General features: G+C 61.3%; 10 protein-coding genes. 7 read left to right on the plus strand and 3 right to left on the minus strand.

The features are described 5' to 3' along the window. Positions 1-876 precede the first annotated feature (876 nt). The 3 genes from ACZCWR_RS13515 to ACZCWR_RS13525 are packed head-to-tail and all read right to left on the minus strand — an operon-like array spanning position 877 to position 3,759. The gene (locus tag ACZCWR_RS13515) at positions 877-1,893 is read right to left on the minus strand and encodes a Gfo/Idh/MocA family oxidoreductase (protein ID WP_487301250.1); all 1,017 of its coding nucleotides are present in this window, start codon (positions 1,891-1,893) and stop codon (positions 877-879) included. After that, positions 1,890-2,894, minus strand: coding sequence for an inositol 2-dehydrogenase (gene iolG / locus ACZCWR_RS13520; RefSeq protein ID WP_487301251.1), 1,005 nt, complete (start codon positions 2,892-2,894; stop codon positions 1,890-1,892). Before iolG ends, ACZCWR_RS13515 begins: the two co-directional genes overlap by 4 nt. Next, entirely contained in the window at positions 2,884-3,759 is an 876-nt protein-coding gene (locus tag ACZCWR_RS13525) for a MurR/RpiR family transcriptional regulator (protein ID WP_487301252.1), read from the minus strand. Before ACZCWR_RS13525 ends, iolG begins: the two co-directional genes overlap by 11 nt. A 231-nt stretch (positions 3,760-3,990) precedes the next feature. Between ACZCWR_RS13525 and ACZCWR_RS13530 the strand changes: the two genes are divergently transcribed. The 7 genes from ACZCWR_RS13530 to iolB all read left to right on the plus strand — a co-directional run bounded on the left by ACZCWR_RS13530 (position 3,991) and on the right by iolB (position 12,810). Beyond that, positions 3,991-5,043, plus strand: a complete 1,053-nt coding sequence (locus ACZCWR_RS13530) for a sugar ABC transporter substrate-binding protein (protein ID WP_487301253.1) — start codon at positions 3,991-3,993, stop codon at positions 5,041-5,043. Positions 5,044-5,195: 152 nt separating this feature from the next. Continuing rightward, positions 5,196-6,362: an ABC transporter permease gene (locus ACZCWR_RS13535; protein WP_487301254.1), complete on the plus strand. Its 1,167-nt coding sequence runs from the start codon at positions 5,196-5,198 to the stop codon at positions 6,360-6,362. A 13-nt stretch (positions 6,363-6,375) separates the two neighbouring features. Then, positions 6,376-7,179: an ATP-binding cassette domain-containing protein gene (locus ACZCWR_RS13540; RefSeq protein ID WP_487301255.1), complete on the plus strand. Its 804-nt coding sequence runs from the start codon at positions 6,376-6,378 to the stop codon at positions 7,177-7,179. Positions 7,180-7,191: 12 nt separating this feature from the next. After that, positions 7,192-9,189, plus strand: a complete 1,998-nt coding sequence (locus tag ACZCWR_RS13545; RefSeq protein ID WP_487301256.1) for a bifunctional 5-dehydro-2-deoxygluconokinase/5-dehydro-2-deoxyphosphogluconate aldolase — start codon at positions 7,192-7,194, stop codon at positions 9,187-9,189. Further along, complete coding sequence (iolD, locus tag ACZCWR_RS13550; RefSeq protein ID WP_487301257.1) at positions 9,186-11,084, plus strand: 3D-(3,5/4)-trihydroxycyclohexane-1,2-dione acylhydrolase (decyclizing); 1,899 nt, start codon at positions 9,186-9,188, stop codon at positions 11,082-11,084. The genes ACZCWR_RS13545 and iolD overlap by 4 nt, the downstream gene beginning before the upstream one ends. A 17-nt stretch (positions 11,085-11,101) precedes the next feature. Then, on the plus strand, positions 11,102-12,004 hold the full coding sequence (iolE, locus tag ACZCWR_RS13555) for a myo-inosose-2 dehydratase (protein ID WP_487301258.1): 903 nt from the start codon (positions 11,102-11,104) through the stop codon (positions 12,002-12,004). Further along, positions 12,001-12,810, plus strand: coding sequence for a 5-deoxy-glucuronate isomerase (iolB, locus tag ACZCWR_RS13560; protein WP_487301259.1), 810 nt, complete (start codon positions 12,001-12,003; stop codon positions 12,808-12,810). Before iolE ends, iolB begins: the two co-directional genes overlap by 4 nt. Positions 12,811-12,836 lie beyond the last annotated feature (26 nt).

Below are 12,836 nucleotides of genomic sequence, written 5' to 3' on the forward strand. Positions count from 1 at the left end.
CGTGGAAAGGGCTTCTGTTGTTTGTTTTGTTGATTCAGTAGCCGCCTCCCCGGCGGGGGGATCACTTTCTTTGCTGCTGCAAAGAAAGTAATCAAAGAAAGCAGCTTTCTCAACCAGACACTGCAGCTTGAGGCGGCAAGGGGATTAATGGTCGCTCTTGGTGACAATAGTTATCCGCCTCGGAGGCCTGCCCGGCCTGCACGGGGCTTGGTATGCAAAGATTACGCACCTCCATCCGTGAAGCAAAGTGGTCCGCAGTCATACGCGCGGCGTTTTTGGCGCTCACGCGCCTTCGCCGTAGGGGTCTGCAAAGGAACCCGGCAGATCAGCAAGGCTCAAGACTCATCAAATGTCCTCGCTTTAATGCTATTCGGCCCAACCATGTTTAGCGCTTCTTTGCTGACGATCTTAATGCAATGTTGAGGCCGAAGATTTATTGACCAAAGGTGTTTGGCGCTTCTTAACTGACCACCTCAAAGTAACGGTAGGGCCGAATAGCGTTAGAGCGACGACATTTGATGAGTCGCGAGCCTTGCTAACCTGCCGGGTTCACATGCAGACCCCTACGGCGAAGGCGCGTGAGCGCCAAAAACGCCGCGCGTATGACTGCGGACCACTTCGTTTGACCAAGAGAGGTCAGTACTCGTTGCGTACCAAGCCCCGTACAGGCCGGGCAGGCCTCCGAGGCCGGTAACTATTGTCACCAAGGGCAAGCCTTAATCCACTTGCCCTTTCAAGCTGCACTGTCTGGTTGAAAAAGCTGCTTTCTTTGATTACTTTCTTTGCAGCAGCAAAGAAAGTGATCCCCCCGCCGGGGAGGCGGCTACTGAATCAACAAAACAAACAACAGCAGACCATGGCACGACAAGAAAGACCTCACAACTCAACCGAGCGCCCCAGCCGCAAAGCCTCCCTCAACGCAATCCCAATCCTCGTAGCCTCTCTCGCATCCGCGAGCGTCAACCCGGTCTCCTCCCCCGCTAAAAGCGCACCCACAAAAGCCTGCGCTTCCCGCAAAAACGCATCCTCGAAGCGCTCGAAGAAAGTAGGCGTACAAAGATTCCGAACCCCATGCTCATCAAAAACCTCCACCCGATTAGCCCGCGGATTCCGCCCCACAGCAACCACCCCTTCCGTCCCGATAACCTCGGTCTGCGTATCATGCCCATGCGCCATCGTCCTCGACGCATACAACACCGCAATCCTCCCGTCTTCAAACTCGATCGTCCCCACACCGTTATCGATATCGCCGCACTCCTTCAGCCCTTCGTGAATAGCGATAACCCCACTGGCATAGACCCGCTTAGCTTTAGGATTCCCCAACAGCCACCGCGCAAGATCAATATCATGCACGCTGCAATCCAAAAACAACCCGCCTGAAGTCGGCGCAAACCGCACAAAAAACCCATCCGGATCATTCTTGTCGCAAGTCTGCGAGCGCACCATGAACGGCCGCCCCACCGACCCGGAAGAAACTCTTTCGAACGCATCCCGATAACTCGCATCGAAGCGACGCACGAATCCAATCATCACCTTGAGATGCGGATACCGCGCATGCTCCTCAATCACCGCATCGCATTCGTCGAGACTCAAGGAAAGCGGCTTCTCGCAAAACACATGCTTCCCCGCCCGCAACGCGGCGATGATCTGCTGCGCGTGCAGCGACGTCGGCGTGACAAGCCACACCGCATCGACAAGAGGATCAGCGAGCAATTGCAAGTAATCCGAATGAAGATCGACTTCCTGAAACCGAGACCGCGCCCACTCACGCTCCTCCTGCACAGGGCTGCAAGCCGCAACCAGCCGCGCCCCCGGCACATGCCACGCAAGATTCTCCGCATGCCGGCGACCGAGCCGTCCCAGCCCCACGATACCGAAGCGAATCGTATTCATGCAGCGTTCTCCCCCAGCTTGACGATGCGCTTCTCACGCCACGACACGGTGGCCGCTTCGGCCAGCTCCAGTGCCTTCAAACCATCGGCGACGGTGGTGCGCACCGGCTTGCCGGTATTGACCGCATCGAAGAAATGCGCGATTTCGAGTGCATACGCCGCGCGATAGCGTTCGAGGAAAAACGCTTCGGGCACATCGTTCGACACAGCGGTCTTCGAGTACGCCGTGACTTCGGTGGGCCGCACATTGCCCGCCTGCAACATGCCAAGACTGCCAAGGAGTTCGAAACGTTGATCGTAGCCATACGCCGCATGCCGCGACGTGTTGATCTGGCACAGCCGCCCGCGCTTCGTGCGAATGGTGACCGCCGTCGAATCGATATCGCCCGCCTCGCCGATGGCCGGATCGCCCAGGCAACCGCCCGTGGCGTGCAGCGTGTCGGCGTCATCGTCGAGAATCCAGCGGAAGATGTCGAAATCGTGAATCAGCATGTCCTTGAAGATGCCACCCGAATGCTTGATGTACTCCACCGGCGGCGCGCCTGGATCGCGGCTCGTGACGATCAGCATCTCCGGCTCGCCAATCTCGCCCGCGACAATGCGCGCCTTCAACGCGGAGAACGTGGGATCGAAGCGCCGCTGAAAGCCGATCATGCAGACCACGCCCGCCTTCGCCACCGCGTCCGCGCAGGCGCGCGCACGATCCAGCGCGAGATCGACCGGCTTCTCGCAGAACACATGCTTCTTCTGCGCGGCGGATGCCACGATCAGATCCGCATGCGTATCCGTGCTCGAACACACGACCGTCGCACCGACCGATGCATCGCCCATCGCGCCATCGACATCCGCGACCTGCGCGCCGTATTGGCCCGCGAGCGCGGCGGCCGCCTCGCGGTTCACATCGACCACGTATTTGAGCCGCACGCCCGGCTGCCGCGCCAGATTCGCCGCATGGATCTTGCCGATGCGACCCGCACCAAACACCGCCACATCAATCGTCATAGCCGCCTGTCTCCTTGGATTCTTCGACGTTCAATTCCAGCCGGTACGCAAGCGCGATAAACAACGCCTGGCACAGGCAGATGGTGCTCGTGAGCGAGCGAAACGCGAACGCGCTCCCCTCCTTCACGAACAAACTGGCGCTCGCATGTCGCGCGAGCGGCGAAAGCTGACTATCGGTAATCACCAGCGTCTTCGCGCCGTGATGCTGCGCGGCGCGCGCGCAATACTGCGTCTCCTTGCCATAGGGCGCGAAGCTGATGGCGACGACCACATCGCCCTTCTTCACGCTTCGGACCTGCTCGCGGAACATGCCGCCAAAGCCCGAGATGAGATGCACGCGCTTTCTCGTATGCTGCAACGCATACACGATGTAACTCGCCACCGCGAACGAGCGGCGCACGCCGATCACATAGATGTTTTCCGCCTGCGAAAGCATGTCCACGGCGGCTTCGAATTGTTCGTCATCCAGACCGGCTTCGAGTTCGTCGAGCCCGGTGCGGCTCGCCGCGATGAACTCACGCGCCACAGAAACGCCCGACGGGTCGCCCGCCTTCTCATCGATCAACCGTCGAATGCGCTGCTGATAACTCTGCGATGCACCCGCGCCCGTGTACGCCTGCCGGAACACCGCCTGCAAGTCCGAGAAGCCCGAAAACCCGAAGCGCTGCGCAAAGCGCACCACCGCCGACGGATGCACGCCGCACGCCGTCGCGATATCGCTCGTGCGGTCCATCATCACGCTCGGACGATGCTGCTCGATATACGTCGCCACGTTCTTCAACTGGCGCGGCAGGGAATCGTAGGCATCGGTGATCCGCTGCATGAGTTCGTCCACGCTCTGCACGTCCGTGCTGCTTTCATCCATTCCAATGCCTGTGTCGTGATGCGTCCGCGAGCGGGTCGCCGTGGAAGCGATTATAGGAAGGCGGCAAGCAAAATGGAATGTATTTTCCATTTTTCGTATGCGTGAAATTCCTATTGCAGAGCGCCGAAAACTGACCTAATCTTGGTCCTGAGTCAGCGCCGGGGAATTTTCCAATCCGCCGCAGGCTCACCAAAACATCACACCAGACAACAACCGAGATAGGTGGAGACAATGACCCTTTACAACGGTCGGGGCGCCTTGCGCGCGCTCGTGGCGGCAGCCGCCCTGTGCGGCGCGGCATTGATGACGGCGAGTCCCGCTCAGGCGGCGCCGGATGCCAAGTTCGTGTTGATCAGCCACGCGCCGGACTCGGACTCGTGGTGGAACACCATCAAGAACGCCATCAAGCAGGCGGATGAAGACTTCAACGTGCAGACCGATTACCGCAATCCGCCCAACGGCGATATCGCGGATATGTCGCGTCTGATCGAGCAGGCCGCCGCGCGCAATTACGATGGCGTCATCACCACCATCGCCGATTTCGACGTGCTGAAAAGCTCGCTCACCAAGGTCACCGCGAAGAAGATTCCGCTCGTGACGATCAACTCGGGCACGGAAGAACAAAGCGCGCAGTTGGGCGCGATCATGCATATCGGCCAGCCGGAATACGTGGCGGGCAACGAGGCCGGCAAGAAAGCCAAGGCCGCGGGCGTGAAGTCGTTCCTGTGCGTGAACCACATTGCGACGAACACGGTGTCGTTCGACCGCTGCAAGGGTTTCGCGGATGCATTAGGCATCGACTACAAGGCCTCGACCATCGACTCGGGACAGGACCCGACGGAAATTCAGTCGAAGGTGTCGGCGTATCTGCGCAATCATCCGGATACCCAATCGATCCTGACGCTCGGCCCGGTTCCCGCTGCCGCGACGCTCAAGGCCGTCACGCAAATGGGCCTGCAAAACAAGATCTATTTCGTGACTTTCGACTTCTCGGATGACATCGCGAAGGCGATCAAGGACGGCACGATCAAGTTCGCGATCGATCAGCAGCCGTACTTGCAAGGCTATATCCCGGTCGCGGTGCTCGCCATCGTGCATAAGGAACATACGACCGACCCGGCCAAGATCCGTCAGATTCTCGAAGCGAACCCGAAGTTCAAGGAACGCCTCGCCACCTACGGGCTGGAACCGTCGTACGGGCCGAAGAACATTCGTTCGGGCCCGGGCTTCATCACCAAAGACAATCTCGACAAGGTCGTGAAATACGCCGGTCAGTATCGCTGATCGCCGCGTGACCTTCTTCGGGCGGTTGCTTTAATAGAACCGCCCGCGTTTCTCAACACACTTGTGTCTCTTGCTGCGTCCGCGTGCGGATGCGGCCGGGACACGCGCGTCGAAATCGCCACTGCATCGCAATCAGGTTTCAAGGAGCCATCATGGGCGTAGCCGGAAAGCACTACCCTCCTCACGCAAATCCCACGGACGACAGCGCCGAAGCATCGGACAAGGTGAAAGCCTCCGATGAGCGCGTGCGTTCGCAATCCTGGTTCGGCCATCTGCTGAACCGGCCGGAATTCGCGGCGATCTCGGGCGCGGTGCTCGTGTTTCTGGTGTTCGGCTTTGGCGCCGGCTCCTCGGGCATGTTCAATCTCGATGGCGTGATGAACTGGTCGCAGGTCGCGGCCTATCTCGGCCTGCTCGCGGTCGGCGCGTGCCTCTTGATGATCGCGGGCGAATTCGACCTTTCCATCGGCTCGATGATCGGCTTCGCGGGCATGATGGTGGCGCTCCCCGCCGTCTACGCGCACTGGCCGATCTGGCTCGCCATCGTGTTCGCCTTCGTCTGCTCGATGCTGCTCGGCGCACTCAACGGCTATCTGGTGATGAAGACGCGCCTGCCGTCCTTCATCGTGACGCTGGCGTTCCTGTTCATCCTGCGCGGTCTCACGCTCGCGCTGTCGATCATGTTCGCGGACCGCACCATCATTTCCGGCGTGGGCGATCTCGCGCAGAACGATCCCGTGTCGAACTTTCTCTTTCATGGCGTGGCGTTCCACGGGTTGTTCACTTCGTTGGCGCACATGGGCATCGGCAAGTTGCTGGATAGCGGCGAACCGCTCGTGCCGGGCATCCCGAAGGTCATCATCTGGTGGCTGGCGCTCGCGGCGGTCGGCGCGTTCGTGCTCGCCAAGACGCGCTACGGCAACTGGATTCTCGCCGTCGGCGGCGACGCCAACGCCGCGAAGAACGTCGGCGTGCCGGTGCGGCGCGTGAAGATTTCGCTGTTCGTGCTGACCGCGTTCTGCTCGTGCCTGTTCGCCGTGCTGCAAGTGTGCGACATCGGCTCGGCGGCGGCGGATCGCGGCTTGCAGAAAGAGTTCGAGGCGATCATCGCGGCGGTGATCGGCGGGTCGCTGTTGACGGGCGGTTATGGCTCGGTGGTCGGTGCATGCTTCGGTGCCCTGATCTTCGGCGTCGTGCAGATCGGCATTACTTATACGAATGTGAGTTCGGACTGGTTCCGCGTGTTCCTCGGCGTGATGCTGCTGCTCGCCGTGCTTTTCAATCACTACGTGCGCCGCCGCGTATCGCAGGCTCAGTAAGAGGAGAACGGACATGAATACCGTAAATGAAAAGGACGACTATATCCTCGCGCTGGAAGACGTTAGCAAGTTCTTCGGCAAGGTGATCGCGCTGAGCGGCGTGACCTTGCGGCTGCGACGCGGCGAAGTGCATTGCCTCCTGGGCGACAACGGCGCGGGCAAATCCACGCTCATCAAAACGCTGGCGGGCGTGCATCAACCCTCTGCCGGACAATATCTCGTCGATGGCAAGCCGGTGAAATTCGAATCGCCGAAGGAAGCGCTGGACGTGGGCATCGCGACCGTCTATCAGGATCTTGCGCTCGTGCCGCTCTTGTCCGTCGCGCGCAATTTCTTCATGGGACGCGAGCCGCAGAAAAAACGCTTCGGCATCTTCACGGTGATGGACCTCGACCTCGCCGCCGACACCTCGCGCGCCAAGCTCGCGGAAATGGGCATCAACGTGCGCGACGCGCATCAACCGATCGGCACGATGTCCGGCGGCGAGAAGCAATGTCTCGCGATTGCGCGCGCCATTCACTTCGGCGCACGCGTGCTGATTTTGGACGAACCCACCGCCGCGCTCGGCGTGAAGCAGAGCTTCAACGTGCTCAAGCTCATTCACAAGGCGCGCGAAAAAGGCATCTCGGTGATCTTCATCACGCATAACGTGCATCACGCGTATCCCATCGGCGATTCGTTCACGCTGCTCAATCGCGGCCGCTCGATGGGCACGTTCACGAAGGACACCATCAGCAAGAACGAAGTGCTCGACATGATGGCGGGCGGCGCTGAGATGCAGACGATGATCAGCGAACTCGAAGGCGCGACGATCTGAGGAATCATGGCCATGACAACACAACAATCATCACGCTTCGCGCCGGATCGCACGTTCGATATCGTATGCCTCGGGCGGCTCGGCGCGGATCTGTACGCGCAGCAAGTCGGCGCGCGGCTCGAAGACGTATCGACGTTTGCGAAGTATCTCGGTGGGTCGTCGGCGAATATCGCGTTCGGCTGCGCGCGGCTCGGGCTGAAATCGTCGATGCTCACGCGCGTGGGCAACGATCACATGGGGCGCTTTCTCATCGAAACGATGGAACGCGAAGGCTGCGATGTGAGCCATGTTCGCGTGGATCATGAACGTCTCACCGCGCTCGTGCTGCTGGGTCTTGAAGATCGCGACACCTTCCCGCTCGTGTTCTATCGCGAGAACTGCGCGGACATGGCCGTCGATGAAAAAGACTTCGACGAAGCGTATATCGCGTCATCGAAGGCGCTGCTGATTACCGGCACGCACTTCTCCACCGAACAAGTGAACCGCACGAGCCGCCGCGCGCTGGAATACGCGCGGCGCAACAACGTGCGCACGATTCTCGACATCGATTACCGTCCGGTGTTGTGGGGCCTCACGGGCAAGGCGGATGGCGAAACGCGCTTCGTCGCGAACGAAGGCGTCACCGCGCATTTGCAGCACATTCTGCCGTTGATGGATCTGGTCATCGGCACGGAAGAAGAGTTTCGCATCGCGGGCGGCAAGGATCATCTGATCGATGCGCTGTCGATGGTGCGTGCGGTCACTGCGGCAACGCTTGTCGTGAAGCGCGGTCCGCTCGGTTGTTCGATCGTCGAAGGCGCGGTGCCTAAGAGCATTGACGATGCGCCGATTCACGGCGGCGTGCAGGTCGACGTGCTCAACGTGCTCGGCGCAGGCGATGCCTTCGCTTCAGGCTTCCTCTCTGGCTGGCTGCGCGACGAACCGCTCGATGCCTGCGCGCGTTCGGCCAACGCGAGCGGCGCGCTGGTTGTATCGCGTCATGGTTGCGCGCCCGCCATGCCGACGCCCGCCGAACTCGATTACTTCCTCGCCGCCGCGAAACAAGACCCCGCCCGCATGCGCCGCCCGGACCTCGATGCGACGCTTGCGCGGCTGCATCGCGTGAGCCCGAACCGCAGGCAATGGGACGAAGTGCTGGGCTTCGCGTTCGATCATCGTCCGCAGTTTTTCGAACTGGCGCAGCGCACCGGCGCGGATGAAGCACGCATCTCGAAGCTTAAAAATCTTTTCGTCGATGCCGTCGCGCAAACAGAAAAGCAACTCGGGCTGAACGGACGCATCGGCGTACTGATCGATGATCGCTACGGACAGGATGCGCTCAACGCCGCCACCGGTCGCGGATGGTGGGTCGGCCGTCCGGTCGAGTTGCCGGGTTCGTTGCCGCTCGTGTTCGATCATGGCCGCTCCATCGGCACGACGCTCGCGCACTGGCCGCGCGAACAGATCGTGAAGTGCCTCGTGCAGTATCACCCCGATCATCCGCATGATTTGAGGCTCGAACAGGAAGCGCAGGTTCGCGCGCTCTACGATGCGTGTCAGGCCACCGGCAACGATCTGCTGCTCGAAGTGATCGTGCCGAAGAACGGACCGCCCGTGGAAGAAGACACCGTGCTGCGCGCGCTCAAGCGCTTCTATAACCTCGGCATCTACCCGGAATGGTGGAAGCTGGAGCCGATGAGCGCGAAGCAATGGCAAGCGGTCGATGCGCTGATCGCCGAGCGCGATGCGTATTGTCACGGCGTGGTATTGCTCGGTCTGTCGGCGGCGGTCGATCAGTTGCGCGACGGTTTCAGAGCGGCGGCGCAATCGAAGACATGCAAGGGTTTCACGGTCGGCCGCACGATCTTTCATGAGCCGAGCGAAGCATGGCTTGCCAATGAGATCGGCGATGACGAACTCATCGCGCGCGTGCGCCGCACATTCGAAACGTTGATCGCCGCGTGGCGCGACGCGCGACCGGAAGCGTCGAATGCGCAACCGCGTCACGTCAGACAGGAGCAGGCAGCATGAACCAGCGTGCAACTCAGCAGGAAACCAAGACCGGCGCGAACGCGACCGTTCGGCTGACTGCCGCGCAGGCGCTCGTGCGCTATCTCGCGGCGCAGCGCACGGAACACGGCGAGCCGCTGTTCGGCGGCGTGTTCGCGATCTTCGGGCATGGCAATGTCGCGGGCATCGGCGAGGCGCTTTACGCGCATCGGGAAGCGTTGCCGACGTATCGCGCGCACAACGAACAGGCGATGGCGCATAGCGCGATTGCCTACGCCAAGGCGCACATGCGACGCCGCATGATGGCGGTGACGACGTCCATCGGTCCCGGTGCGACGAATCTCGTGACCGCCGCCGCGCTCGCGCATGTGAACCGTCTGCCGGTGCTGTTGCTGCCGGGCGATATTTTCGTGTCGCGCGCGCCGGACCCGGTGCTTCAACAAGTCGAGGATGCGCACGATGGCGGCGCATCCGCCAACGATGCATTGAAAGCCGTGTCGCGTTACTTCGACCGCATCGTGCATCCCGCGCAATTGCTGTCGGCGCTGCCGCGTGCGATCCGCGTGCTCACCGATGCCGCGCAATGCGGCCCCGTGACGCTCGCGATGCCGCAGGACGTGCAGGCGATGGCTTACGACTACCCCGCTTCGTTCTTTGAGCCGCGCACGGTGGATTTCCACGCGCCCGCGCCGATTCCTCGCGAGATCGAACGCGCTGCAGCGATCCTGCGCGAATCGCGCGAGCCGATGATCGTATCGGGCGGCGGCGTGCTCTACGGTCTGGGCGTCGCGGCGCTGCGCGAATTTGCGCACAAGCACGGCATTCCGGTTGCGGAGACGCAAGCCGGCAAAGGCGCGCTCGCCTGGGACGATGCGTTGAATGCGGGCGGCATCGGCGTGACGGGTGGGACGGCGGCGAACGAACTCGCGCAGTCGAGCGATTGCGTAATCGCGCTCGGCACGCGTTTGCAGGACTTCACGACCGGCTCGAATACGCTGTTTTCGCAGGCGCCGCTCATCGCGATCAACCCCAATCCATTCGATGCCTTGAAGCGCAACGCTATTGCCGTGCAGGCTGATGCCGCGCTCGCGCTCGAAGCGCTGTCGCAGGCACTTGGCGAATGGAAGGCATCGCCGCAATGGACCACGCGCGCGCATCAACTGGCGAACGAATGGCGCGAGACGGTGGCGCACGTGACGAACACACCCGTCTCCGATGGCGTGCTTCCGCGCGAAGCCGATGTGATCGGCGCGGTGCAACGTTCATCGGACGATTCGGCGTCGAACGATATCGTCGTGTGCGCGGCAGGCACATTGCCCGCCGATTTGCAAAAGCTCTGGCGCACCAGCACGCCGGGCGGTTATCACGTCGAATACGGTTATTCGTGCATGGGCTACGAGATCGCGGGCGCGCTGGGCGCCAAGATCGCGAAGCCGGAACGCGAGGTGATCGTGATCGTCGGCGACGGCAGCTATCTGATGATGAACAGCGAACTCGCGACGTCTGTGATGCTGGGCGCGAAGATCATCGTCGTGTTGCTCGACAATCGCGGGTATGGCTGCATCAACCGCTTGCAGCAGGCGTGCGGCGGTGCGCCGTTCAACAACCTCATCGCGGATAGCAAGCAGGGGCCGGGCGGTGCGCCGGACATCGACTTCGCCATGCATGCGCGCGCGATGGGCGCGATGTCCGAGCACGTATCGAATATCGGCGGACTCGAAGCCGCGATGAAGCGCGCGCGTGCCGCTGACCGCAGCTATCTGATTTCCATCGATACCGATCCCGCGCGCCCCACGGAAGAAGGCGGCTGGTGGTGGGAAGTGGCCGTGCCGGAAGTATCGGAACGTGCGGCCGTCAACACGGCGCGCGAGGACTATGAGCGGGCTTTGAAGGCACGCGCGGAAGGCTCGACTTAACGCTTGAGGATGAAGACATGGCTTTGAACGTGCGCATCGGCATCAATCCTTTGTCGTGGATGAACGACGACCTGCCCTCGCTCGGCGGCGAAACGCCACTTGCGACCGCGCTCACCGAGGGCAAACAGATCGGCTATGACGGGTTCGAACTGGGCAACAAGTTTCCGCGCGAACCGCAGGCGTTGAAGACGCTGCTCGCGCAATACGATCTCGCGCTGGTGTCGGGATGGTATTCGGGCCGCCTCGCGGAGCGAAGCGCGGAGGAAGAAATCGAAGCGGTCGGGCCGCATCTGGACTTGCTTGCAAAGAACGGCGCGACCGTGATGGTCTATGGCGAAGTGGCGAATTCGATTCAGGGCGCGCCGCGTCCGCTGTATCAACGTCCGCGTTTTTTCTCGGATGCGCAGTGGCAGCAGTATGCGGAGCGACTGAACCGCTTCGCCGAATACACGCTCTCGCGCGGCGTGCGGGTGGCCTATCATCATCACATGGGCGCGTATGTGGAAACGCCTGCGGATGTAGATCGTTTGATGGCGCTCACGAACGACGCAGTCGGTTTGCTGTTCGACGCGGGACACATCACCTTTGCGGGCGGCGATGCGTTGACCGTGCTGCAAAAGCACATAACGCGCGTGTGTCATGTGCATTGCAAGGACGTGCGGCCCGAGATCGTAAAGCTCGCACGCAACCGTAACTGGAGTTTTCTCGATGCGGTCATCAACGGCGCGTTCACCGTGCCGGGCGATGGCGCGCTGGATTATCCGGGCATCATCGCGTGTCTGGCGAAGCATGATTACAGCGGGTGGCTCGTGGTCGAGGCGGAACAGGACCCGGTCATCGCGCCGAGTTACGCGTATGCGGACAAGGGTTATCGCACGCTGCGCGCACTGGTCGACGGAACATTCAAGGAGGCGGCATGACTCTGCTGGTGAAAGCATCGCGCGAAGGACAGACCATCGCGCGCGTCACGCCCGATTCGGCGGGATGGAAGCATGTGGGGTTCGCGGCGTATCGCGTGAATGCGGGCGACGTGGTGCATATTTACGATGCCGGGCGCGAGAGCTGCATCGTCGTGCTGACGGGCACGGTGAGCATCGAGGCGGGCGACGAGCACTGGAAGTCGCTGGGCAAGCGCGACAGCGTGTTCGAGGATGCCGCGCCGTACGCGGTGTATGTGCCGCCGAAGCTCGCGGCCATCGTGCGCGCCGAACGCGATGCCGAGATCGGCGTGGCGAGCGCGCCGGCCAAGGGCATCTATCCGCCGCGATTGATCGAGCCTTCGCAGATGAAGCGCTCGACGCGCGGCAAGCACGCGAATACGCGATACGTGTGCGATATTCTTCCGCAAACTGAAGATGCGGAGTCCTTGCTTGTCGTCGAAGTGCGCACGCCGGGCGGGCATGCGTCGAGTTATCCGCCGCATAAGCATGATCGGGATAATGTGCCGGTGGAGAGTTCGCTTGAGGAGACGTACTATCACCGGCTCGATCCGCCGCAAGGGTTTGCGTTTCAGCGCGTGTACACCGATGAGCGCGATCTGGATGAAACCATGGCGGTTGAGAATCAGGATGTGGTGATGGTGCCGCGTGGGTATCATCCGGTGGTCGTGCCTTATGGGTACGATAATTATTATCTCAATGTGATGGCGGGGGATAAGCGGACCTGGCACTTCAAGAACGATCCGAGGCATGAGTGGATCGTGGAGAGGGATAGTAAGGGATCTTGATTAAGTGTATTGGGCGGTGCTTGAGC

The organism is Caballeronia sp. A2-2, from assembly GCF_057612605.2.

What these genes read in the sequence shown, in the direction of transcription:
- ACZCWR_RS13515 (WP_487301250.1), bottom strand. Translation starts at nt 1,893, where the DNA reads ATGAATACGATTCGCTTCGGTATCGTGGGGCTGGGACGGCTCGGTCGC.
- iolG (WP_487301251.1), bottom strand. Translation starts at nt 2,894, where the DNA reads ATGACGATTGATGTGGCGGTGTTTGGTGCGGGTCGCATCGGCAAGATC.
- ACZCWR_RS13525 (WP_487301252.1), bottom strand. Translation starts at nt 3,759, where the DNA reads ATGGATGAAAGCAGCACGGACGTGCAGAGCGTGGACGAACTCATGCAG.
- ACZCWR_RS13530 (WP_487301253.1), top strand. Translation starts at nt 3,991, where the DNA reads ATGACCCTTTACAACGGTCGGGGCGCCTTGCGCGCGCTCGTGGCGGCA.
- ACZCWR_RS13535 (WP_487301254.1), top strand. Translation starts at nt 5,196, where the DNA reads ATGGGCGTAGCCGGAAAGCACTACCCTCCTCACGCAAATCCCACGGAC.
- ACZCWR_RS13540 (WP_487301255.1), top strand. Translation starts at nt 6,376, where the DNA reads ATGAATACCGTAAATGAAAAGGACGACTATATCCTCGCGCTGGAAGAC.
- ACZCWR_RS13545 (WP_487301256.1), top strand. Translation starts at nt 7,192, where the DNA reads ATGACAACACAACAATCATCACGCTTCGCGCCGGATCGCACGTTCGAT.
- iolD (WP_487301257.1), top strand. Translation starts at nt 9,186, where the DNA reads ATGAACCAGCGTGCAACTCAGCAGGAAACCAAGACCGGCGCGAACGCG.
- iolE (WP_487301258.1), top strand. Translation starts at nt 11,102, where the DNA reads ATGGCTTTGAACGTGCGCATCGGCATCAATCCTTTGTCGTGGATGAAC.
- iolB (WP_487301259.1), top strand. Translation starts at nt 12,001, where the DNA reads ATGACTCTGCTGGTGAAAGCATCGCGCGAAGGACAGACCATCGCGCGC.